The 21,585-nt window shown below is 70.5% G+C and carries 21 protein-coding genes; 4 read left to right on the top strand and 17 right to left on the bottom strand.

Translation table 11 applies throughout. The features are described from left to right. Window positions 1-9 precede the first annotated feature (9 nt). Both mftD and mftC read right to left on the bottom strand, forming a co-directional pair. Complete coding sequence (gene mftD, locus ABD907_RS01335) at window positions 10-1,299, bottom strand: pre-mycofactocin synthase MftD (protein WP_345214689.1); 1,290 nt, start codon at window positions 1,297-1,299, stop codon at window positions 10-12. Between the two features lie 3 nt (window positions 1,300-1,302). Further along, window positions 1,303-2,616 (bottom strand): mycofactocin radical SAM maturase, encoded by a 1,314-nt coding sequence (gene mftC / locus ABD907_RS01330; RefSeq protein ID WP_486334038.1) that lies wholly within the window; start codon window positions 2,614-2,616, stop codon window positions 1,303-1,305. 211 nt (window positions 2,617-2,827) lie between these two features. On the opposite strand from mftC, the gene ABD907_RS01325 reads away from it, so the two are divergent. Beyond that, window positions 2,828-3,751, top strand: coding sequence for an SDR family NAD(P)-dependent oxidoreductase (locus tag ABD907_RS01325; protein ID WP_345214687.1), 924 nt, complete (start codon window positions 2,828-2,830; stop codon window positions 3,749-3,751). Between the two features lie 303 nt (window positions 3,752-4,054). On the opposite strand, the gene ABD907_RS01320 is transcribed toward ABD907_RS01325, so the two are convergent. The 4 genes from ABD907_RS01320 to mftR form a co-directional block, all read right to left on the bottom strand. Continuing rightward, window positions 4,055-4,276 carry a hypothetical protein gene (locus ABD907_RS01320; protein ID WP_345214686.1) on the bottom strand — a complete coding sequence of 74 codons (222 nt, stop codon included), beginning with the start codon at window positions 4,274-4,276 and terminating at the stop codon, window positions 4,055-4,057. 53 nt (window positions 4,277-4,329) lie between these two features. Next, window positions 4,330-4,755, bottom strand: coding sequence for a class I SAM-dependent methyltransferase (locus ABD907_RS01315; protein WP_345214758.1), 426 nt, complete (start codon window positions 4,753-4,755; stop codon window positions 4,330-4,332). Window positions 4,756-5,127: 372 nt separating this feature from the next. Further along, window positions 5,128-6,777 (bottom strand): GMC family oxidoreductase N-terminal domain-containing protein, encoded by a 1,650-nt coding sequence (locus ABD907_RS01310; protein WP_345214685.1) that lies wholly within the window; start codon window positions 6,775-6,777, stop codon window positions 5,128-5,130. Then, window positions 6,777-7,391: a mycofactocin system transcriptional regulator gene (mftR, locus tag ABD907_RS01305; RefSeq protein WP_486334031.1), complete on the bottom strand. Its 615-nt coding sequence runs from the start codon at window positions 7,389-7,391 to the stop codon at window positions 6,777-6,779. Before mftR ends, ABD907_RS01310 begins: the two co-directional genes overlap by 1 nt. A 103-nt stretch (window positions 7,392-7,494) precedes the next feature. Between mftR and mftA the strand changes: the two genes are divergently transcribed. From mftA to ABD907_RS01290, 3 genes are all read left to right on the top strand, one after another. Then, window positions 7,495-7,653, top strand: a complete 159-nt coding sequence (mftA, locus tag ABD907_RS01300; protein ID WP_345214683.1) for a mycofactocin precursor MftA — start codon at window positions 7,495-7,497, stop codon at window positions 7,651-7,653. A gap of 7 nt (window positions 7,654-7,660) precedes the next feature. Beyond that, entirely contained in the window at window positions 7,661-7,948 is a 288-nt protein-coding gene (mftB, locus tag ABD907_RS01295; RefSeq protein WP_345214682.1) for a mycofactocin biosynthesis chaperone MftB, read from the top strand. 123 nt (window positions 7,949-8,071) lie between these two features. After that, window positions 8,072-8,488, top strand: coding sequence for a hypothetical protein (locus ABD907_RS01290; protein ID WP_345214681.1), 417 nt, complete (start codon window positions 8,072-8,074; stop codon window positions 8,486-8,488). Window positions 8,489-8,689: 201 nt separating this feature from the next. On the opposite strand, the gene ABD907_RS01285 is transcribed toward ABD907_RS01290, so the two are convergent. The 11 genes from ABD907_RS01285 to ABD907_RS01235 all read right to left on the bottom strand — a co-directional run bounded on the left by ABD907_RS01285 (window position 8,690) and on the right by ABD907_RS01235 (window position 21,579). Further along, window positions 8,690-9,811, bottom strand: coding sequence for an ABC transporter ATP-binding protein (locus ABD907_RS01285; protein ID WP_345214680.1), 1,122 nt, complete (start codon window positions 9,809-9,811; stop codon window positions 8,690-8,692). Beyond that, entirely contained in the window at window positions 9,808-10,884 is a 1,077-nt protein-coding gene (locus ABD907_RS01280; protein WP_345214679.1) for an ABC transporter ATP-binding protein, read from the bottom strand. The genes ABD907_RS01285 and ABD907_RS01280 overlap by 4 nt, the downstream gene beginning before the upstream one ends. Beyond that, window positions 10,881-11,780 (bottom strand): ABC transporter permease, encoded by a 900-nt coding sequence (locus ABD907_RS01275; RefSeq protein WP_345214678.1) that lies wholly within the window; start codon window positions 11,778-11,780, stop codon window positions 10,881-10,883. The genes ABD907_RS01280 and ABD907_RS01275 overlap by 4 nt, the downstream gene beginning before the upstream one ends. Further along, window positions 11,767-12,843, bottom strand: coding sequence for an ABC transporter permease (locus ABD907_RS01270; RefSeq protein ID WP_345214677.1), 1,077 nt, complete (start codon window positions 12,841-12,843; stop codon window positions 11,767-11,769). Before ABD907_RS01270 ends, ABD907_RS01275 begins: the two co-directional genes overlap by 14 nt. Then, window positions 12,836-14,614: an ABC transporter substrate-binding protein gene (locus ABD907_RS01265; protein WP_345214676.1), complete on the bottom strand. Its 1,779-nt coding sequence runs from the start codon at window positions 14,612-14,614 to the stop codon at window positions 12,836-12,838. The genes ABD907_RS01270 and ABD907_RS01265 overlap by 8 nt, the downstream gene beginning before the upstream one ends. 291 nt (window positions 14,615-14,905) lie before the next feature. Next, complete coding sequence (locus tag ABD907_RS01260) at window positions 14,906-15,952, bottom strand: amidohydrolase family protein (RefSeq protein ID WP_345214675.1); 1,047 nt, start codon at window positions 15,950-15,952, stop codon at window positions 14,906-14,908. 10 nt (window positions 15,953-15,962) lie between these two features. After that, the gene (locus tag ABD907_RS01255) at window positions 15,963-17,063 is read right to left on the bottom strand and encodes a zinc-dependent alcohol dehydrogenase (protein WP_345214674.1); all 1,101 of its coding nucleotides are present in this window, start codon (window positions 17,061-17,063) and stop codon (window positions 15,963-15,965) included. A gap of 118 nt (window positions 17,064-17,181) precedes the next feature. Continuing rightward, window positions 17,182-18,297: a hypothetical protein gene (locus tag ABD907_RS01250; RefSeq protein ID WP_345214673.1), complete on the bottom strand. Its 1,116-nt coding sequence runs from the start codon at window positions 18,295-18,297 to the stop codon at window positions 17,182-17,184. Continuing rightward, window positions 18,294-18,839 carry a UGSC family (seleno)protein gene (locus tag ABD907_RS01245; protein ID WP_345214672.1) on the bottom strand — a complete coding sequence of 182 codons (546 nt, stop codon included), beginning with the start codon at window positions 18,837-18,839 and terminating at the stop codon, window positions 18,294-18,296. The genes ABD907_RS01250 and ABD907_RS01245 overlap by 4 nt, the downstream gene beginning before the upstream one ends. A gap of 107 nt (window positions 18,840-18,946) precedes the next feature. Next, on the bottom strand, window positions 18,947-20,068 hold the full coding sequence (locus ABD907_RS01240) for an NDMA-dependent alcohol dehydrogenase (protein ID WP_345214671.1): 1,122 nt from the start codon (window positions 20,066-20,068) through the stop codon (window positions 18,947-18,949). A 14-nt stretch (window positions 20,069-20,082) separates the two neighbouring features. Further along, on the bottom strand, window positions 20,083-21,579 hold the full coding sequence (locus ABD907_RS01235; protein ID WP_345214670.1) for an aldehyde dehydrogenase family protein: 1,497 nt from the start codon (window positions 21,577-21,579) through the stop codon (window positions 20,083-20,085). Window positions 21,580-21,585: the final 6 nt, after the last annotated feature.

Below are 21,585 nucleotides of genomic sequence, written 5' to 3'. Positions count from 1 at the left end.
CTCGGCCGGTCAGCCGGTCACCGGGGCGGCAGCGGCCGGCTCGGCGTCGGCCGGCTCCTCGTCCTTCTTCCCGTTGGCCTGCTTCCGGGGAGCCCGCGTGGCCGTGGGTGTCGCCGTCGTCGGCCCCAAGTCGTCGCCGAGCCGGAGGGAGAAGTCGTCGGGCACCACCAGGTCCTCGGGCGCGAGCTCGTCGACCGAGGACCTGCCCAGGCCGAGCACCGCGGAGTCCAGCCCGCTACGCAGCAGGTCGAGGACGTTCTCGACGCCGGGCTGGCCGTTGGCGGCGAGGCCCCACAGGTAGGCACGGCCGATCATCACCGCCCGGGCGCCGAGCGCGAGCGCCTTGGCGACGTCGCTGCCCCGGCGCACGCCGCCGTCGAGGAGGACCTCGACGTCATCGCCCACGGCCTCGGCGATCCCGGGCAGCACCCGGATCGTGGCCGGGGTGGTGTCGAGGTTGTTCCCGCCGTGGTTGGAGACCGAGATCGCCGTGACGCCGGCGTCGGCGGCCCGCTTGGCGTCGTCGATCCGGGTGACGCCCTTGAGCATGAAGGGCCCGTCCCACTGCGCACGGAGCCAGGCGACGTCCTCCCAGGTGGGCGGCGGCGTCGTCATCCACTCGTAGTAGGCGCCGAAGAAGGTGGGCGCCTCACCGCCGGCGGGCTGCAGGTTGGGCGCCGTCAGGTCGGGCAGGCTGCGGGTCTTGAGGTAGTCGTAGAGCCAGCCGGGGCGACGCAGGGCCTGCGGTGCGAAACGCGCCGCGACCTTCGCCGTGAGGCGTTCGGGGATCCACGGGCTGCCCCAGTCGCGTCCGTTGGAGAACGACCAGTCGAGCGTGGAGATGAGGCCCTTCGCCCCGGCCGCCTTGGCGCGTTCCATCCGCTCGAGCATCGCGTCCCGCGAGCCGGTCCAGTACATCTGGAACAACGTGTTCGGGTTCGCCGCGACGACGTCCTCGACCGGCTTCGACGCGAACGAGCTGAGCCCCATGATGGTGCCGCGGTTCGCGGTGGCACGGGCGACGGCGACCTCACCGTCGGGGTGGACGGCCTGCACGCCCGTCGGGGAGGCGAGCACCGGGAACGAGACGGGAATGCCCATGACCGTCGTCGACAGGTCACGTTCCGCATGGTGCCCGACGACGTGCGGGGCGACGCCGAGACGTGAGAAGGCGTCCTGGTTCTGCTCGATGGTGACGCCCTTCTCGCTGCCCGCGACGAGCGCCCCGTAGACGGACGGGGGCAGGCGGCGCTTCGCGCGGCGCTGCGCCTCGGCGACGGTCTCGAACCAGTCACCCATGGCTCAGCCCTCCCGTTCCGGCGTGAACCCGGCCAGCGGGCTCTCCTGGCAGGCAGACACCGGCGGGGCGGCGACGTCCTCGCGACGGCGGGACAGGGTGAGCGGCACCGGCCCCTGGCCCTGGCCCTGGCCCTGACCCTGTCCCTGTCCCTGTCCGGTGCGGGGCCGGGGCGGGGACTTGCGGTGCGAGTGGTCGCCGGAGGGCTTGGGCACCGCGCCGCCCTCGCGCTGGCGCAGCGTCTCCTCGCCGAATCCGCGGACACACTCGGGGTCGGGCCCGTCGAGCGGGAGCCCGGTGAAGAACTTCGCGGCCATGCAGCCGCCCTTGCAGCTGTCGAAGAAGTAGCACGAGGTGCAGGCGCCGCCCGACTGCGGCGAGCGGAGGCGACCGAACAGCTCGGAGTGGCGCCAAACCTGCTCGAACCCGCCGTCGTCACGGACGCTGCCTGCGAGGAACTCGTCGTGGATGGCGAACGGGCAGGCGTAGACGTCGCCGATGGGGTCGATGAGGCAGACGACGCGGCCGGCGCCGCAGAGGTTGAGGCCCGGGAGCGCCTCGCCGAACGCGGAGAGGTGGAAGAAGGAGTCTCCGGTGAGGACGTCCTCGCCGTGCGCGACGAGCCAGTCGTACAGCTCGCGCTGCTGCTCCTGCGTCGGGTGCAGCTCTTCCCAGACGTCGGCGGCGCGGCCCGAGGGGCGCAGACGGGTCAGGCGCAGCTGCGCGCCGTAGCGGTCGGCGATCTCCTTGAAGTCGTCCAGCTGGGAGATGTTCTGGCGTGTGCAGACCACCGACATCTTGAAGTTCTTCATCCCGGCGTCGGAGAGGTTCTGCATGGCCCGCAGCGCCATCTCGTAGGACCTCGGGCCGCGGATGAAGTCGTTCACCTCGGCGGTCGCACCGTCGAGGGAGATCTGGACGTCGACGTAGTCGTTGGCGGCGAGGCGGTCGGCGACCTCCGGGGTGATCTTCACACCGTTGGTCGAGAACTTCACGCCCACCTGGTGCGCCGTCGCGTAGTCGAGCAGCTCCCAGAAGTCGCTACGGACCGTGGGCTCGCCGCCGCCGATGTTGACGTAGAACACCTGCATGCGCTGGAGCTCGTCGATGATCGCCTTGCACTCGTCTGTGCCGAGCTCGCGAGGATCGCGGCGCCCGGAGGCGGAGAGGCAGTGCATGCACGAGAGGTTGCACGCGTAGGTGAGCTCCCAGGTCAGACAGATGGGGGCATCCAGCCCATGCTCGAAGTGATCGACGAGGCGTCCCGGCCCGGGCTGGGCTTCGCGCTCAGGGGCCGATACGCGTTCGGCAACCGTCATCTGTGCACTCATTGCCAGGCTCCTCCCGTGCCACCGACGTTGGTGGCTCTACTCTCGCGACCGCCGTCATCGGCGGCTCGGCGTGACCGGAACCACACTAATGGCACTGAGTGCCGTATGGAAGGGCCGACGCCGGTCTGCCGCCGGTCGGGCTTCTGTCACGCGGAAGGTTCGGTGGAGGATGGCGCACGGAGGTGCTCACATCGCTGGCATGGAGAACGTCGAGGGAAAGGTCGCCGTCATCACCGGAGGCTCGAGCGGTATCGGCCGGGGAATCGCGATCGCGTTCGCCCGGGCCGGCATGCGAGTCGTCGTCACCGGACGGCGGGAGGACCATCTGAACGAGACCGTGGCGGAGCTGTCCGAGCTCGGGCTGAGCGCCGAACCGATGCGGGTCGACGTCACCGACCTGGCGGCGATGCGAGCGGCGGCCGACGACGTCGAGCGCCGGTACGGGCGGATCGACGTGCTGGTGAACAACGCCGGGATCGGGCTCACCGGACCGGTCGCGCAGGCCACGCCGAGCGACTGGGACTGGGTCATCGACGTCAACATCCGAGGCGTCGGCCACGGGATCCAGGCGTTCCTGCCCAAGATCCGTGCCCACGGCGAGGGTGGGCACATCGTGAACACGTCCTCCATGGGCGGGCTCATGCCGATCGTGGCCGGGCTCTACTCGATGACCAAGGCCGCGGTGATCGCGCTGTCCGAGGCGCTGCACATCGAGCTGCTCGACGAGCGCATCGGTGTGTCGGCGTACTGCCCCGGTCCCACGCACAGCAACATCGCCGCAGGCGTGGCGAACCGGCCGGCGAAGTACGGGGAGTCGGGCTACCGGCCGCCGGACGCGAGCTGGACGGAGTTCGCCAAGAAGCAGCCGTACATGTCGGCGGAGGAAGCCGGCGAGCGGGTGCTGGAGGGAATGCGCCGAGGCGACATGTTCATCCTGACCCACGCCGAGTTCAAGGACGGGGTGGCCGAGCGGCACGCCGCCATCGAGGCGGCGTTCGCGGACGAACCGATCGACGACGAGCGCAAGGCCGCCATCCCGTTCCTGCTGACCTCACCCGTCTACGCGGCCGAGAACCTGCCGCCCTCCCCCACGGTGCCTGCCGTGCGGCAGGCGCGGGCGTAGCCGCGAGCCGGCAAGGGCGGCTGGCCCTGGTGTAGCGGGTTGAGATCGCCCTACTGGTGTGATGGCGCCATCGCGGCGCCGCCTGGACAGCGATGCTTATCGGCGTCCCATATGCCTCGTCGGGTGTCGCCGTCATCATGTAGGCACCACGACCGGCCGCAATGACCCGTACATTGCACAGCCCAGCAGGGATCGTGGACAAGTAGACCAGCGTGTCTATGCAATCTTCGCTGAAAGTCGACAACTGTTGTCAATTTGACAGCGAACAATTCGCAACCCGCCACCTTATGAAGCATCGAATCCTCAAGTATGACGCCCTCGGTAGCCCATGGCCATGATGTGGGGACTGTGTTCAGCCAGTTCATCGAGAGATCCGCCGCGCTTGAGCACCAGGGACTCAGCCCGTTCAGCGAGATCAATGCCCAGCTGGACGACGTGCGGATCGTCCGGGAGCAGTTCGAGTGCACCGACGTTCGGGCCCTCGAGGCCGCGCAGATTGACGTCGATGAAGCCCGTAGATTCCACCTCGGAGCGGAGCTCGGAGGCCGTGTGGAAGTGGCCCCCCGGAAAGCCTCCACCTACGTTCGCCCACTCGCCGGTTCGCAGGATGTGGGGTCATCTGCGCCGAGGTTCTCGAACCGTCCACGGATCGCAGCATCCGTGAACGCCGTCAGACGACCAATGCCCTGGGCGAACAGAACCCCGCCTGGCTTCAGGACCCGATGCGCTTCACGGAGAGCCGCCATCCTCTCCTCCGGGTCGATTAGGTGGTAAAGCGGACCAAGCAGCAGGACGACGTCTATGCATGCGTCCTTGGCGGGCAGGTCGCGAGCGTCCCCGACGACTGCCGAAAAGCCTCCGACCGCGTTTGCGCGCTCGACCTGGGCCAGGACCGGATCAATCAGGGTCACATCATGCCCCTCCGCGGCGAGCCAGCGACTGTGTACCCCAGTTGCTCCGCCCACATCAAAGACCCGCGAGCTAGGCTCAATGACAGCGCCTATCAGTCGCCGGGTGCGCTCAAACTCGATCCGCCTCCAGCTGACCTCGACTGGATCCGAGCGTCCTCATCGAACTCGTCGGTGTAGTACGTCAGCAGAGCCTGATCCAGCTCCTGCTGCGTTGGTTTCATGCACTCAAGTCTATCCAGAGCTCGACAGTTGCGATCGGGCCGAAATCCGAGCGCACCAGGACTCCTCAGTGGTCGGGTTCTTTCTCTCGAATGCCCTTCTTCCCCTCTGGGGGCTGGAACAGCCGCGGTGACGGGCTGCGGGTCGAGCGGTACCTTGCACAATTACCCTCCAGCCCGAGATCGTGCAAACTAGCCGGCGTGTTTGTGCAGTCTGCGGTGCATCGACAGCACGGCTCGCTACGCGTCAGACGCCTCGGCGCATGAACCCCGCCACCAGCTCACCGATCAGCACCGCCGTCGCGGCAGGCCCGCGGCTCGGCGCGACGGGCAGGATCGAGGTGTCGGCCACGCGCAGGCCGGTCACGCCGCGAACCCGCCCGTACTGGTCGACCACCGCTGCGTCGTCGTCATCCGGACCCATGCGGGCGCTGCCGCACAGGTGGATCGCCGTGCCGAGGTGGGCGAGCATCCACGTGTCCAGCGCCGCGTCGTCGTCCAGCGTCGCGTCGTCGAGCTCCGTGAGCCCGTCGAACAGGCCGGCGAACGCTCGCGAGCGCAGCAGCGACACGGCGGTGCGCACCCCGTGGCGCATCCGTTCGCGATCGGTCGGATCGGAGAGGTAGCGGTAGTCGATCCGCGGGTACTCGTGCGGGTCGGCCGAGTGCAGCGAGATGGTGCCGCGAGACTCCTCGACCTGGAGCGCGACGAGCAGCATGAGGTCGCGCGCGTGCGCCGCCTGCCGCGCCAGACGCCGCAGCGACACCCCGTGCAGCGCCCGCAGCACGCCGACGGGATGCCGCAGGCCCGCCCGCAGCCCACCGCTGGTCATGCTCCTCGAGCCGGTGAGCAGCATCGACAGCGGCCGAACCGACAGCAGGATCTCGAGGTCACCGCGGGCAGGCCCCCCGGGAGAGGCGTAGTTCAGCGCGGTCACGAACGACTCCGGCCGCCGGCCGACGATGTTCCTGCGGCTGCGCCACCCGACCGCGACGTCGGGATGGTCCGTGAAGCCGCGCCCGACCCCGGGCAGATCGGCGACGACGGGAACTCCGTGCTCCGCCAGCTCGTCCGCCGGACCGATCCCGGACAGCAGTAGGAGGTGCGGGCTGGCGACCGCCCCGGCCGCGAGCACGACCTCTCCGGCCTCCACGATCTCCGTCTCCCCCGCCGTCTCGACCTCGACGCCGGTGGCCCGCACGCCGGTGGCCTGGTCGCCGTCGAACAGCACGCGGAGCACGTGCGTCTCCCCGCGCACCTCCAGGTTCTCGCGGTGCCGCACCGGGTTGACGTACTGCATACCCGTGTTCCGCCGGATGCCGGCCACCACGTTGAGGGGCACCGGCCCGACCCCCGGAGGCCCCGGCGCGTTCTTGTCCGCCTCCTCGGGGAACCCGAGCTCGAGCGCGGCCCGGTGGAACGCGCGTGCGGCACGGTTGCGTTGCGCCGCGCGAGCCACCGGCATCGGACCCGCGCCGCCGTGGATGTCCGTGTCGCCGTAGTCGAGGTCGCGCTCGAGGGTCCGCAGCGACGGGAGCACCCGCTCGTACGACCACTCGGGGCCGACGCGGGCCGCCCAGTCGTCGAAGTCCTCCGGCCGTGCCCGCACGAAGTAGCCACCGTTGATGGCGCTCGAGCCGCCCAGCACCCGGCCCCGCGCGATCGTGTACGGCAGCTCGGGAGTGAGATTGCCCTGGAAGGACCAGTTCAGCGGGTGCCCGGGCACCGACGCGCGCACCGTCGCCCCGTCACGCACCTCCGCGGTGAACGCGGCGTCCGTAGCGGGCACCGGGCCGGCCTCGAGAAGCAGCACGCTGCGTTCCGGGTCCTCGCTCAGCCGCGCGGCGAGCGGCGCGCCGGCCGAGCCGCCACCGACGACGACGACGTCGTACCGCATCAGTGAGCGTTCGCCGGCGAGAACACCGCTCGGATGTCGGTGAATCCCTGGTCGATGAGGACGGTCAGCACGTGATCCTCGTGCGCGAGCCACTCGTCGTAGGCGGCGAGGCTGATGCCCAGGCACGCCCAGCCGATCGTCTGCGGCTGGAGCGCGGTCGGCGGCACGCCGAGCCGCCGGCCGACGAACTCGGCGATGACCTGACGCCAGGCCTGGTAGCGCAGCGCGGAGTGGGCGACCAGCGTCGGCGTCCTGAGCAGGACCTCCATGCGGCGGCGGTGGGACTCCCGCTCCTCGTCCGGGAACCTGTTGAACTCGATGACGGCATCGTGGAGGGCGTCGAAGAGCGGGATCTCCGGAGGCACAGCGGCCAGGTACTCGCGCATCATCGCCAGCAGCGCGTCGAAGTCTCCCCACGGCAGATCGTTCTTCGACGGGAAGTAGCGGAAGAACGTGCGGCGCCCGATGCCGGCGGCGGCCGCGATGTCGTCGACGGTCACCTCGTCGAAGCCGCGCTCGATGAACAGCTGGAGACCGATGCTGCCGAGCGTGGCGGCGTCGGTCGAGCGAGCACGGCCGAGGCGATGACCCTCGCTCCCTGACACGATCGCCATATCCTTCCCATCGGCACTGAGTGCCACTAGCATGGCAGCAGACCGCAAGGTCGACGCTCGAAACGCCACCAATGCCGATGGTTTACGACAGGAGAAGCATCCTATGAGCGCAGGCACGCAGGCCACCGAGCCGCTGCAGGACACCCGTTCGCACGACGGCGACCCCTCCCCCGTCGCCCCCTCGCCGGCCGACCAGTCACCGGTCGAGTCGGACGAGCTGATCGAGGAAGTCTCGATCGACGGCATGTGCGGCGTGTACTGACTCGCTGATGCCTGATTTCGACCCCGACCGCGCCTGGAACATCCACCCGCAGGTCGCCGTGCGACCCGAGCCGTTCGGCGCCCTCCTCTACCACTTCGGTACGCGCAAGCTGTCCTTCCTCAAGGACCGCACGCTCGTGGACATCGTCCGGTCCCTCGAGGACCAGCCGAGCGCCCGCACCGCGGTCGAGGCGGCCGGAGTGGCGCCGGAAGCCGTCGACAAGTACGTCGGCGCCGTGGGTACGCTCGCGGCGTCGCAGATGGTTGTCGAGCGCGAGTCCGCGCCCGCTTCCTGACCGCACCGGGCGCGACCGGCGAGGTCACCCGCGCTGCTCACTGACGCACGGCAAGACATCCGTCCGGCGCTCGGGCGTGCCCCAATAGACTCGTCAAACATTCCGACGTGAGGGGCCCAGCACATGAAGGCTGTCAAGGAGCGCACCGCGACGTTCGCCGACGCGCCCGAGACCGTTCACAACGCCCTGCTCGGCGTCATCCAGAACGGCAAGTACGAGCTGGTCGGCGTGCAGAACGAGCAGCACCGCTTTCTGTTCAGCGCCGGGATGTCGGCGTTGTCATGGGGGACGACGTTCCTCGCGGAGGTCACGAGCACCGGCCCCGAGTCTCAGCTGAGCGTCACCTGCGGCGGGCGCGACGAGGCGCCCTCCGCACTGCTCGACGGATGGAAGCACGGCAAGGCCGCCGACAAGGTCGTCGGTGAGGTGCGAGCCACGCTCGAGGTGGGCGCGGCACCGGCGGCGCCCGTGGAGTCGTTCGTGTCGCTGCCCGACGGCTCCACGCAGCCGTGGACGACCGGGGAATGGCCGTTCGAGTAGCCACGTCGAGCGGCACCGGTTCGCACCCGACGCGCGGCAGCGCCAGACTCCCCTACAACCGCGAGGGCTACTCCAAGCACCCGCGGGCTACAGGCAGAACAGTGGCCTTCGCCGCCAGGAGTAGCCCTCGCTCGTTGTAGGTGGCCCGCCGCCGATCGCCCCGCGGCCATGGAACGCACGACGGCGGACCCGCCCGCCGCTTCAGTCCGCCGGTGCTGCCGCGCTGTCCGTGGCCGCCGCGCCCTGCTTGCCCGCCTTGCCGTTGACGCTGGGCCTGTCGACCGCCGCGGGACGGTCCGGGTCGTCGAGCGGGAAGTGGCAGGACACCCGGTACCCGGGCGCGACCTCCTCGAGCGGAGGCTTGACCTCGGCGCACACCGCCTGCGCGCGCGGGCACCGGGTGTGGAAGCGGCAGGCCGTGGGCGGGTCGAGGGGCGAGGGCGGCTCTCCCTGCAGGGGTACCGGGCGGCGGGCGACGCCGGTGTTGGCGTCGAGCAGCGGGACCGAGTCCAGCAGCGCACGCGTGTACGGGTGCCGCGGCGCCCGGTAGATCTCCTCCGCCGGCCCGGTCTCGGCCAGCTGGCCGAGGTGCATCACGGCCACCCGGTCGCTGATCTGCTTGACCGTCGCCAGGTCGTGCGCGATGAACACGTACGACAGCCCGAGCTCGACCCGCAGCTTCTCGAAGAGGTTGAGCACCTGCGCCTGGATCAGCACGTCGAGCGAGGAGACCGCCTCGTCGCAGATGATCAGCGCGGGGTTCAGCGCGATCGCGCGGGCGATCGCCACGCGCTGCGCCTGCCCGCCCGAGAGCTCCAGCGGCCGCCGCTGCCGGTACGCCCTGGGGTCGAGGCCGACGACGTCGAGCAGCTCGTCGATGCGGGTGCTGCGCTCCTCGCGGCCCATGCTGGTGTGGCCGCGCATCGGCTCCTCGACCACGTCCTCGATGCGCCACCGCGGGTTCAATGAGCCGAACGGGTCCTGGTAGACCATCTGCATGTGCGCGCGGGTCTTCTTCAGCTCGCGCTTCTTCAGCTGGACCAGGTCCTGGCCCTGGAAGTGCACCTCGCCCGACTTGGGGCGCTCGACCTGGATGATGGCGCGGGCCAGCGTGGACTTCCCGGAGCCGGTCTCGCCCACGATGCCGAGCGTCTCACCGGGCATGAGATCGAAGGACACGTCGCTCACGGCGTGCACGACGCCGGCCTTGACGCCGCCTGGGCCACGCACCTCGTACTCCTGCACGAGGTTGCGCACCGACAGCAGCGGGGCGCTCTCGCGTGCCGGGTCCTGGGTGGCCGGGATCGAGTCCGTGACGGTCACGACGGCTCCTCCTCGTGCGTCGGGTGGTCGGTGGCCAGGGGCCCTCCGCCGGCGTCGGGCGTGGTCGGGTGCCAGCACGCGTACTTGTGGTCCGGCTCGTGCTCCAGGAGAGCGGGCTCCTCGACGCACTGGTCGGTGGCGCGCGGACAGCGCGGCCGGAAGGGACATCCCTCGGGAAGCGCCCCCAGGTCGGGCGGGTGGCCGCCGACGACGGTCAGCTGGCTGTGCGACGGCGTCGTCAGCTGCGGGATGGCTCCGAGCAACGCCTTGGTGTAGGGCATCCGCACGTTGCGGAACAGCGTGCTGGTCGGGGCCTGCTCGACCGCCTTGCCGGCGTACATGACGAGCACGTCGTGCGCGTAGCAGGCCGCCAGGCCCAGGTCGTGGCTGATCATGACGACGGCGGTCCCGAGCCGCTCCTGCAGGTCGACCAGCAGCTCCATGATCTGCGCCTGGGTCGTCACGTCGAGCGCCGTCGTCGCCTCGTCGGCGATCAGCACCTTCGGGTCGGCGGCGAGCGCGATCGCGATCATCACCCGCTGGCGCATGCCCCCGGAGAGCTGGTGCGGGTAGTCCTTGATCCGCCGCTCCGCGGCCGGCAGCCGCACCAGCTTCAGCAGCTCGACGGCGCGGTCGGTCGCGTCCTGGCGGCTCACCTTGGAGTGCATGCGCACGGCCTCGGTGATCTGCGCGCCGACGCTCATGGTCGGGTTCAGCGACCGGGCCGGGTCCTGGAAGACCATCGCAATGTCGTTGCCGCGGATCGAGCGCAGGGAGGGCTCGTCCAGACCGACCAGCTCGGTGTCGGCGAGCTTGGCGGAGCCGCTGATCTGCGCACTCGGCGGCAGCAGCCCGGTCAGCGCGCGCACGCTGACCGACTTCCCGGATCCGGACTCGCCGATGATGGCCAGGGTCCGACCGGGACGGACCTGATAGCTCAGCCCGTTGACGGCGTGGATGTGGCGGCCCCCGGCCGTGAACCGCACGCGCAGGTCCTCGACGGCGAGGACGGGCTCGGTCGTGGGGGCCTGGACGTCGGGCGTCGGGGCGTCGGTCGTTCCCAGTGTCGTCATTTGCCAGTGACCTCGTCTCGCACGTTCTCGCCGAGCATGTTGAAGGACAGCACCGTCAGCAGCAGCGCGACGGCGGGCCACAGGACCAGCATCGGCGTCGCGGACATCGACTGCTGGGCGTCGTAGATCATGTTTCCCCAGCTCGGTCGGGGCGCCGGGATCCCGAGGCCGAGGAAGCTCAGCGCACCCTCCGTCACGATCACCAGGCCCATCCCGAGCATCGCGTAGGTGGTCAGCTGCGGTGCGATGTTCGGCACCACGTGGCGCAGCAGGATCCGCCAGCCCGGGCTGCCGCTCAGCTCGGCGGCCTGCAGGTACGGCATGTTCATCACCCGCAATGTCGCCGACCGCGAGACGCGGGAGACGGCGGGGATGCTGAAGGCGGTCAGCGCCAGGATCGTGTTCGGGAGGCTGGGCCCGAGGATCTGCGCGAGCACCACCAGCAGGACCAGCGACGGGAACGCGATGAGCACGTCGAGCGCGCGCATGATCAGGGAGTCGGACTTCCCGCCGAGGTACGCGGAGATCGCGCCGACCGTGCCGCCGATCGTCAGTCCGATGACGTTCACGGTGATGCCGACGATCAGCGACGAGCGCCCGCCGTGCAGCAGGCGGGAGAGCACGTCGTTGCCGTTGACGTCGGTGCCGAGGGGGTGGCCCGGGGTGCCGGGCGGCAGCGCGCTCTCCAGCACGTTGCCGCCGACCGGCGGGGCCAGGGGGAAGATCAGCGGGCCGACGAAGCAGGCCAGCACGATCGTCAGGACCACGCCCGCCGGTACCCAGACCAGCAGGTGCCGCCGCAGCTTCGACCGGCTGACCTTCGGGTCCGGCGGCAGGGGCGCCACCCCCACCGTCTTGGGGCTCGTCGTGGTCGTCTCGGTCTCAGTGGCTGCCATAGCGGATCCTCGGGTCGAGCACGGCGTACATCACGTCGACGAACAGGTTCGCGAACACGGCGACGGCCGCGAAGATGAAGACACAGATCTGCACGACGGCGGTGTCGAGCGACCCCACCGCCTGCAGCATGAGCATCCCCATGCCTGGCATGGCGTAGATCTGCTCGATGATGACGGTGCCGCCGATCAGGCCGCCGACGTTGAGGCCGACGAGCGTGAGCAGGCCGAAGGAGGAGTTGCGGAACGCGTGGAGCCACAGCACCCGCCACGGACCCGCTCCCTTCGCGCGTGCGGTGTCGACGTAGTCGGCGGACTTGAGCTGCTCGACGAGGTCGCCGCGGAGGAACCGTGCGTAGAAGCAGGCGATGGGGATGCCCAGCGCCAAGACCGGCAGGATCACCGAGCGCAGGTTCGGGATCAGACCCTCCCCGAGCGGCACGTAACCGATCGCCGGCAGGAGGCGGAGGACCACCGCGAACACCAGCACCAGCAGGATGGCCATCACGAAGTTCGGGATGGCGAGCAGCGTCATCGACATCACCATCACGGCCTTGTCCACCAGCCCGCCCGGGCGCCGGGCGGCGAGCAGCGCAACCGGCAGCGAGACGACGAAGGAGACGACGAACGCCAGCCCGACCAGCTCGAGGGTGACCGGGAGCCGCTGGGCGAGCAGCGTCGTGACGGGCTGCCCGCTCACCGACGACTGGCCGAGGTCGCCGGTGACGAAGCCGCCCAGCCACGACAGGTAGCGCTCGGGGGCCGGCCGGTCGAGGCCCATCCGTTGCCGGACGGCCTCGACCTCCGCTGCCGTGGCGTCCATCCCCGCCTGGTTGCGAGCCGGGTCGCCCGGCATCGCCTCGAGCAGGATGAACGTCAGGATGCTGACCGCCAGCAGCAGCGGGATCGCGATCAGCACCCGGCGGGCGATCAGCCGGAGCAGCGGCGAGCCGGCCAGGCGCCGCAGCGTGCTCTCGCGGCCCGCGGCCGCGGCGGCAGGGGCCGGGCCGTTCGAGGGACCGGCCGCGGGATCAGCCGGGTTCGCCTGGGCCGTGCCACTACTCATTCTCGACCCACACCCTGTCGTAGAGGACGCCCTGGTTGACCGCAAGCGCCGGGATCGGGACATCCAGACCCGGACCGTGCACGCCCTGACGCATCACCTGCGCCGGCGAGAACGCCATCCCGAACGGCCCGTAGGCCTGGTCGGAGATGTACTTCGAGACCTCCCGGTACATCGCCTCGCGCTCCTCGGGGTCGACGGTGGCCACGGCCGCCTCGAGCATCTCGTCGAGCTCGGTGGTCAGGTTCTGCTCGAGCGCCTCCTGCGCCGAGGACGCTCCCTCCGGCAGCGGGGTGCCGCTGAACGGTGACGTCGAGCCGAACCGCACGCCGACGCCAATGCCGACCGCGGGGTCCCACGCGCCGGCCGTCTGGAGCATCGACTGCCACTCACCGCTGGTGAAGGAGGTGATGACGTCGCCCAGCGGCTGCGCGTCGATCTTGACGTCGATGCCCGCCTCGCGCCATTGCGTCTGCAGGGCCGTCGTGACCGACCGGGCGGTGACGATGTCCGTCGTCCCGAGCTCGACCGTCAGCCCGCCCAGCTCGTCGACCAGCGCTCGGGCCTTGTCCGGGTCGTACTCGCGGTAGCCCGGCACCTCGGGGTGGTGGAAGAGGCCGCCGGAGGCGGTGAACGACTGGCTCATCTCGCCCTGACCGTTGAACAGGCCTTCGTTGATGGCCTCCCAGTCGGTGGCGTAGTAGATCGCCTCGCGGGCGCGGATGTCGTCGAACGGCGGCTTCCGGGTGTTGAGTTGGATGACGTACGGCGACGTCGGAGCGCCGAGGACGACGTTGAGGTTGGGGTTGTTCTGCGCCTCGTCGATCAGGGTCACCGAGCTGAGTCCTTCGATGACGTCCCCCTGACCGGCCTGGAGCGTCTGGTACATGACCTGGTCACCCGTCACCGACTGGAAGTTGAGTGCGTCGAGGTACGGCAGCCCGTCCTTGAAGTAGTTGTCGTTCCGCTCCAGCTCGAGGCGCTCGTTCTGCTTGTTGCCGGTGATGACGAACGGGCCGGCGCCGACGGGCTTCTGGCTGAACTTCTCCGCCCCCATCTCGGCGTACGCCGTCGGCGACGCGATGAGGTTCAGGTTGGACGCCGGGAAGCCGTTGACGAGCGAACCGTCGGGCTGGTTGAGGTTCATCTCGACCGTGAGGTCGTCCACCGCACGGATGGAGCCGAGCCGGGCCATGATGAGGTCCCGGTCGACGTCCTGGGGCAGTGCCGCGAAGAGGCTGTCGAGGAACTCCTGGTCGAGGTCGGGCGGTTCCATCTCGAGGTTGAGGTCGAGCTGGGGCGCCCCGGTGCTGCCGGAGGAGATCTGCCGGATCCAGTTCCACACCACGGCGTCGGCGTCCATCGTCGTGCCGTCGCTGAACTCGATGCCTTCGCGGATCTTCACGGTCAGCTTCAGCCCGTCCTCGGACCACTCGTAGCTCTCGGCCTGGTTCGCCACGATCTCGCCCTTGCCCGCGTCGGTGGCCTCGAGGGTGAAGAGGCCGCCGAAGATGGCGCTGTTCTGCGGCAGGTTGGCGCCGGTCGTGTTGCTGGTCGCGGGGTCGAGCCCGGTCGCCCACCCACCGGCGAAGCCGGCGTCCAGCAGGGTGGTGATCTCGCCGCCGGACTGCGGCTCGCCGACCTCCTCGTCGCCGCCACCACCGCCGTCGTCGCCGGCCGCACCGCCGGTGCAGGCGGCGAGAGCGAGGACGGCTCCGACGGCGAGCAGGCGGGACAGACCCGCTCGTCTCCGACTCCAGAATTCTCTTCTCATGGCATGTTCCCCTTTGAACGATCGCGATGATGAAGCTGTGCGGCCCGTGCGAGCCGCCGGTCCGCGTGGCGGACCCTGACCTCATTGGCAGTCTCACCGAGCAGCCGAGTGCGCTGCGGACCGCTTCCATGTGACGAAAGGAGGACTTGGCTCCCTTCTCGGCTCGTCACCCGCAGCCGTCTCCGGGCGGGCGCGGCCCGCGCCCGTCTCCGGGGGGCATCGGCCCGCGCCCGTCAGTGCGTGGGCCGGGCCGGCTTCTGCCCGTTGCCGGGCAGCACCTCCGGTCGCCCGTCAGCGGGCGGACGCCTCCTGCGCCTGAGGTGCCGCGACGCCCGCGGTGACGGGGTCCCGACCGAGCCAACGCATGGCGTTGCGCCAGCTGAGGTCCTCCCACTGGTCCTCCGGGAGCTCCAGCGAGCGCGCCGTCTTCGAGGCCGGATCCTCGCGCGGCATGGCCGGGAAGTCCGAGCCGAGCAGGAGGCGGTCGGCGCCGAGCAGCTCGACCAGGTACTGGATGGTGCGCCGGTCGAAGACCATCGAGTCGTAGTAGAAGCGGCGGGCGAGCTCCAGCGGCGAGGGTCCGTCGTCGGGCATCACGGCCCGCTCGAGATCCTTCGGTTCCTCGTTCCAGGAACCACCCCAGAAGTAGTTGGCCCGCGGCAGCATCATCGCCAACCCGCCGGCCGCGTGGCTGAACGAGATGCGCAGGTCCGGCAGGGCGGCCGCGGTGCCACCGAGCATCATCGACGCCGCGGCGTACATCCCCTCGATGCCGACGACGTAGGTGCCCATGGCGGACGTCGGTAGGCGGTCGATCGGCGCGGGCATGGCGTGCACGAAGATCGAGAGACCCAGCCGCTCGGCCTCGGTGAAGAAGGGCAAGAACTTCTCCTCGCCGATCGAGCTGCCCAGGATGTTGGAGGCGATCTCGACGCCGGGCAGGCCGGCGTCCGCGATGGCGGCGAGCTCGGCCGTCGCGGCGTCCGGGTCCTGCATCGGCACCATGCCGAGGCCGATGATCCGCTCGGGGGCGTGCGAGCTCAGCTCGGCCGCGAAGTCGTTGACGTGGCGGGCGAGCGCCAGCCCGTCGGCCGCCGGCAGGTCGTACCGCAGCAGCGGCGGCATCGGGCTGACCACCTCGGTGTCGACGCCTGAGGCGTCCATCGCCTCGACGCGCCGTTCGGCCTCGAAGAAGACCTCCTTGGCCGGGAAACGCATCTTGCCGAACACCAGGAGGCGGTCGTCGGAGCCCTCGATGGGCTCCATGTGCGGGAAGCACTCGGGGGCGTCTGCCGGGTAGTCCTTCGGCAGGAGGTGTGTGTGGGCGTCGACGATCACTGGGGTCTCCTCAGGCGCTCGGGTGGACGGACACGTGGATGGCGGACCCGTCGCCGGCGGTCCCGGCGAGGGTGTCGATCGCGAGACCGACCTCGTCGAGGCCGAAGGTGTGCGTGTGCAGCTTCTCCAGCGGGAAGCGGCCGGACTCGATCAGCTGGATCGCCTTGCGGTTGGCGGTGGCGTCCACGCCGAAGGCGCCCTTGACGGTGAGTCCGCGGTTGATGAGCAGGTCCGTGACCAGCGGGATCTCCTTGTGTCCCTTGAGCCCGGCGAGCACCACCGTGCCGCTGTGCCGCACGGACTTCAGGGCGTCGGTGATCGGCTCGGCCGCCATCGGGGTGAGGTCGACGGCGACGTCTGCCATCTGCCCGTCGGTGAGCTCGCGGACCTCCTCGACGACGTCACTGCCGCCTTCGCCGACGACGATGGTGTGGTCCGCGCCGAGCTCCTCGGCGACGGCGAGCTTGTGCTTGTCGCTGGCCAGTCCGGTGACGATGATCTTGGACGCGCCGACGGCCTTCGCGGCGATGACGGCGGCGAGACCGCGCTGGCCGGCGCCGAGGACGACGAGGGTGTCGCCCAGCCCGACGCCGCCGAGGTCGACGGCCCAGCGCACGCCGGCGCCCAGCGGGTTGTACATGGCGGCGATCTCGACCGGCAGCGTGTTGTCGATCTTGTGCAGCACGGCGGTCGGGGAGAGGTAGAGGTACTCGGCGAAGCCGCCCCACAGGCTGGGGGCGATGTCGATGTCCGTGACGCCGTGGCCGTACTTGCGGGCCCGGCAGGACTGGTAGCGGCCGGTGAGGCAGTCGTTGCAGGCGCGGCACGGGACCATCACCTCGAGGGCGACGCGGTCGCCCTCCTTGACGCCCCAGCGCTCGGCGGCCCGCTCACCGATCTCCTCGATGATGCCCATGGGCTCGTGGCCGGGGATGAACGGCGCGCGTGCCCCGCCGATGTGGCCGCGGTAGATCTCGACGTCGCTGCCGCAGATGCCGTTCGCCTCGACGCGGAGCAGCCCGTCGTCGGGGCCGGTCTTCGGCCGCGCGAACTCGCGCATCTCGATCTGTCCGGGTCCGGTCTGTACCGCTGCTCGCACCATCTGTGCCATGACGTCCTCATCTCTGTGTCGCCGTCGTGCTGCGTCTCGTCGTTGCTGGGTCGTCGTCGGGTCGTCGTCGGGTCGTCGTCGGGTCGTCGTCGCTGTGCTGTCGCTCAGAGCGATCGCGTCACACGGCCTGCTCCGCGCGCTGGCGGGCCTCGACCGGGACGGGGCTGCCGGACCAGTCGGCGAAGTAGCGCACGACCATGGAGATGCCGGCGTTCCGTGCGCCGGCGACGGCGACGAGCATCGAGGAGGTGTCGGCCGGCGGCATGGTGCGCTGGAAGGCGTCCGGGGTGCCGTCCCCGCCGGGAAACCGCACGCCCCGCCCGTCCGCGTGGTCCTTGCCCGCGCGCACCAGCGCGCTGGTGGTGCGGCCGGAGTGCTCCGAGAGCCACGCGACGACGTCGGCGCGGCTGTACCCGGCGGCCGCCAGGAGCTGGGCGTGCTCGGGGCAGAAGACGACGCCGGCCATCCCGTACTTGAAGATCCAGGCGCCGGACCGACCGATGGTGTCCGCGAAGTCGCCGAGGAGCTGCTCGGGGTCGGAGGTGTGGCGGTTGTCGACGTACTCCGAGGTCCGCAGCAGCGTGGTGCTCACGGCGTTCCCGGGCACGCCGAGCTCCTCCGCCAGCGGCGGCCAGGGGCTCTCCTCCTCGTTCTCGCCGAGGCAGATCGACCAGCGTCCCGGCACGCCCTGCGTGGCCTGCTCGAGCTCGTGCGGGTGCACGCCGAACGCGTTCCGCACGATCAGGCCGATCGCGCGGGCGACCGTGGCGTTGGGCCGGAAGCCCGGGCCGAACGCCCCGCCGGCGCTGTTGAAACCGAGCTCGCGCCGGATCGGGCCGTTGACGAGGATCAGCGGGGCCGGGCCGCTCGTGGACTGCCAGCCGCCGGCGGCGGCGGCACGCTCACGCATCAGCGCGTCCCAGGCGGCGAGCACGACCGGGAAGTACTCCGGCCGGCATCCGGCCATGGCGGCGTTGATGGCGGCGGTCTCCACCGTGACCGAGCGGCCGACCTGCGGCATGTGGCCGATGACCTCGCCGGGCGCGCGTGCGGTGGTGGCGAGGAACTTCTCCACGAAGGGCACGCTCACCGAGACCACCGGCAGCCCGTCCGACCAACCCTGCTCGTAGCAGTACTCGATCGTACGCTGGGTGACGTCCGGGTCGATGCCGACAGCGCCGTTCGAACCAGCAGCGCCGTTCGAGCCGACGGCGCGGGTGCCGTCCCCGCTCACGTGGCGGGTCCCGTCAGGCTGCGCACGATGCTGGGCAGGAGCTGGCGCGCCCGGTCCTTGACCTCGTCCTCGCTGAGCACCGCGATCGGGTGCTCGGTGGTGATCCACCCGTAGTCCGGGTCACCCTGGAGGTTCGCCATGGTGCGCCCCGTGGTCTCGAACGCGTCGGTCAGCACGACGGCGACGGGGAGCCCGCCGCGCTCGAGGCTGATCCCGTCCGCGACGGCGGCCGCGCTGCACGACCCGCAGTCCCCGATCCCGGTGACGACGACGTCGCAGCTGTCGCGGTAACGGGAGACGATCTCGTCGTCGACCGGTACGGAGAAGTTCCGCTTGGTCTCGACGATGCTGACCTCGGCGGCGCCGTGCTCCTCCGTGAGGAGCCTGCCGACCTCCCGCAGGAACAGCATGGCGTTGTGCTTGGTGTTGTCCAACAGGCCGATCCGGGCTCCGGTGAGGTCGTCGCGGCGCTGGGCGTGCCGTGTTCCCTGGTCGACCCGCTCTGCGGACCGGCCGGTCGGGTCGAGGATGGCGTTCGGCACCGTGGTGCTCCTCCCTTTCGGCGCGCGACGGAGGTCTCCGGCGCGGGTACGGAATTGGGCGGCGGCGCAGCAGCGGCGTCGCGGCGGGGCTCGCGGCGCTGCGAGCCCTACTGCTCGTGCACGATGATGCCCCGGATGTTCTTGCCCTCGGTGAGGTCGCGGTAGGCGTCGTTGACCTCGTCGAGCGAGTAGCTGCGGGTGATCAGCTCGTCCAGCTTCAGGTCCCCGGACCGGTAGAGGCCGAGCAGGTTCGGGATGTCGAACAGCGGGTTGCAGTCGCCGAAGAGCGCGCCGCGGATCTGGCGCTGGTAGCCGATGAGCATGCCGGCGTGGACGTGGACGGCCTTCTCGTCGATGTGCCCGACGGCGGTGATGGTGACCTTGCCGCCCTTGCCCGTCATGGCGACGGCGGCGCCCACCATCTCCTCGGTGACGGCGTCCGGCGTGAGGATCACGTGGTCCGCGAGCTGGCCCCAGGTGTGGGCGACGACGAACTCGTGCGCCTCCTCCGCACCTCCGAATGTGTGCGTCGCGCCGAACTCGAGGGCGTTCTCCCGCTTGAACTTGACGGGGTCGATGACGATCACGTTCTTCGCGCCGGCGAACCGGGCGCCCTGGACCGCGTTGCTCCCGACGCCGCCGGCGCCGAAGATCACGGCCGTGTCGCCGGCGCGGACGCCTGCGGCGTAGACCGCGGAGCCCCAACCGGTGGGCACGCCGCACCCGACGAGCGAGGCGATCTCGAAGGGGATGTCGTCGGCGAGCGGGACCACGGCCCACTCGGAGACGACGGCATACTCCGAGAAGGTGCCGAGCGAGCAGAAGCCGCCGTAGTCGTCGCCGTCCTTGTGGAACCGGTAGGTCCCGTCGAGGAACATGCCGGTCCCGGCGTTCAGACCCTTGACGCACATGTTCTGGTGCCCGGTCGAGCACGGCCGGCAGGCGCCGCAGGCGGGGATGTAGGAGCAGACCACCCGGTCACCGGGCTTGACCCGGCCGACGTTGGGACCGACCGACTCGACGATCCCCGCGCCCTCGTGGCCGCCGACGATCGGCAGCCGCACGGGGGCGTCCCCGACGGTGATGTGGTGGTCGGAGTGGCACAGGCCGGAGGCGGCGAACTTGATCCGCACTTCGTGCTCCTTGGGGGCGTCGAGCTGGAGGTCGACGAGCTGCCAGCCTTCCTTCGGTGCGTAGGCGACCGCGGCGTGGCTCGTGAGCGTTGTCATCGGTGTTCCCCTTCTCAGCGCTGAGGTGGGACGGTGGCGCCGCGCATCGACACCGTCTTGACCTGGGTCCAGTCGAGCACCGAGTCGGCGCCCATGGTGCGGCCGAAGCCGCTGTTCTTGTAGCCGCCGAACGGGCCGCCGATGACGCCGGCGCCGAGCGGGCTGTTGACGCCGACCTGGCCGGCCTGCAGGCGGCGGCTCATCCGCACGGCGGTGCCGAGGTCCTGGGTCCACACGGAGGCGACCAGGCCGTAGTCGGTGCCGTTGGCGACCTCGACGGCCTCGTCCTCGTCGTCGACCGGGATGATCGACAGGACCGGCCCGAAGATCTCCTCCTGCGCGATCCGCATGTCCGGGGAGACGTTGTTGAACAGCGTCGGCTCGACGAAGAAGCCGTTGCCGAAGTCGGCGCCCTGCGGCACGCCACCGCCGGTGACGACCTCGGCGCCGGCGTCCCTGCCGAGCTCGATGTAGCCGAGCACCCGCTCGTGCTGCTTCGCGTTGATCAGGGGCCCCATGTTGACGTCCCTGTGCCACGGCCCGACCTTGACCTGCTGCATCTGCTTGGCGAGCCGGTCCACCAGCTCCGCGTGGATGCTGCGGTGCACGACCACGCGGGACCCGGCGGCGCAGATCTGCCCGGTGTTCAAGGTGATGCCCGCGGTCATGGCGGGCACGGCCACGTCGAGGTCCGCGTCGGGGAAGACCACCTGTGGCGACTTGCCCCCCAGCTCGAGGTGCAGCGGCGTGAGGTTGCGCGAGCACGCCTCCATCACGAGCCGGCCGGTGGCGGGCGAGCCGGTGAAACCGACGCGGCGGATGCGCGGGTGCTCCGGGATCGCCGAGCCGGCCTCGGCGCCGTAGCCGGTGACGACATTGATGACGCCGGGCGGGATGCCGGCCTCGAGCGCCAGCTTGGCCAGGGCGAGCGGGGTGAGCGGGGCGTCCTCGGCCGGCTTGATGACCATGCAGTTGCCGGCGGCGATGGCCGGGGCCACCTCGTTGACGAACATCGGGCCGGGGGCGTTCCACGGGATGATCGCGCCGACGACGCCGTACGGCTCGCGGAGGGTGAAGCCGAGTTGGTCCGGCGAGTGGGTCGGCAGGGACAGGCCCTGAACCTTGTCGGCCTGGCCGGCGGTGAAGCGCAGCTGGCTGCCCATCCGGGGCGGGCCCCAGCTCGGTCGGCCGACCTCCTGCCGCTCGAGCTGGTCGAGGTCGCTGCCGTGCTGGTCGACGAGGTCGGCCCACCGGAAGAGCAGGTTGGCCCGGCTCGTGGCGTCGAGGTCGCGCCAGGCCGGGAAGGCCTGCTCGGCGGCCCGGACGGCGAGCTCGACGTCCTCGGCGTCGCTGCGCGGGATGCGGGCGAGCAGCTCACGGTTCGCCGGGTTGATGACGTCGATGGTCTGCCCGGACCGGGCCGCGACCCACTCCCCGCCGATCAGCTGGACGCCGTCCAGGGCGAGCGGGATGTCGACGGTCTGGGTCTGGTGGTCTGACGCGATGGCCATGTGGGG

Source organism: Georgenia halophila, from assembly GCF_039541595.1.
The sequence above is the reverse complement of the archived record's forward strand: the minus strand, read 5'-3'. Positions and strand labels throughout refer to the sequence as shown.

Excerpts from the sequence above, each read along its gene's own strand:
- mftD (WP_345214689.1), bottom strand. The coding sequence starts at position 1,299 with ATGGGTGACTGGTTCGAGACCGTCGCCGAGGCGCAGCGCCGCGCGAAG.
- mftC (WP_486334038.1), bottom strand. The coding sequence starts at position 2,616 with ATGACGGTTGCCGAACGCGTATCGGCCCCTGAGCGCGAAGCCCAGCCC.
- ABD907_RS01325 (WP_345214687.1), top strand. The coding sequence starts at position 2,828 with ATGGAGAACGTCGAGGGAAAGGTCGCCGTCATCACCGGAGGCTCGAGC.
- ABD907_RS01310 (WP_345214685.1), bottom strand. The coding sequence starts at position 6,777 with ATGCGGTACGACGTCGTCGTCGTCGGTGGCGGCTCGGCCGGCGCGCCG.
- mftR (WP_486334031.1), bottom strand. The coding sequence starts at position 7,391 with ATGGCGATCGTGTCAGGGAGCGAGGGTCATCGCCTCGGCCGTGCTCGC.
- mftA (WP_345214683.1), top strand. The coding sequence starts at position 7,495 with ATGAGCGCAGGCACGCAGGCCACCGAGCCGCTGCAGGACACCCGTTCG.
- mftB (WP_345214682.1), top strand. The coding sequence starts at position 7,661 with ATGCCTGATTTCGACCCCGACCGCGCCTGGAACATCCACCCGCAGGTC.
- ABD907_RS01290 (WP_345214681.1), top strand. The coding sequence starts at position 8,072 with ATGAAGGCTGTCAAGGAGCGCACCGCGACGTTCGCCGACGCGCCCGAG.
- ABD907_RS01280 (WP_345214679.1), bottom strand. The coding sequence starts at position 10,884 with ATGACGACACTGGGAACGACCGACGCCCCGACGCCCGACGTCCAGGCC.
- ABD907_RS01275 (WP_345214678.1), bottom strand. The coding sequence starts at position 11,780 with ATGGCAGCCACTGAGACCGAGACGACCACGACGAGCCCCAAGACGGTG.
- ABD907_RS01270 (WP_345214677.1), bottom strand. The coding sequence starts at position 12,843 with ATGAGTAGTGGCACGGCCCAGGCGAACCCGGCTGATCCCGCGGCCGGT.
- ABD907_RS01265 (WP_345214676.1), bottom strand. The coding sequence starts at position 14,614 with ATGAGAAGAGAATTCTGGAGTCGGAGACGAGCGGGTCTGTCCCGCCTG.
- ABD907_RS01255 (WP_345214674.1), bottom strand. The coding sequence starts at position 17,063 with ATGGCACAGATGGTGCGAGCAGCGGTACAGACCGGACCCGGACAGATC.
- ABD907_RS01240 (WP_345214671.1), bottom strand. The coding sequence starts at position 20,068 with ATGACAACGCTCACGAGCCACGCCGCGGTCGCCTACGCACCGAAGGAA.
- ABD907_RS01235 (WP_345214670.1), bottom strand. The coding sequence starts at position 21,579 with ATGGCCATCGCGTCAGACCACCAGACCCAGACCGTCGACATCCCGCTC.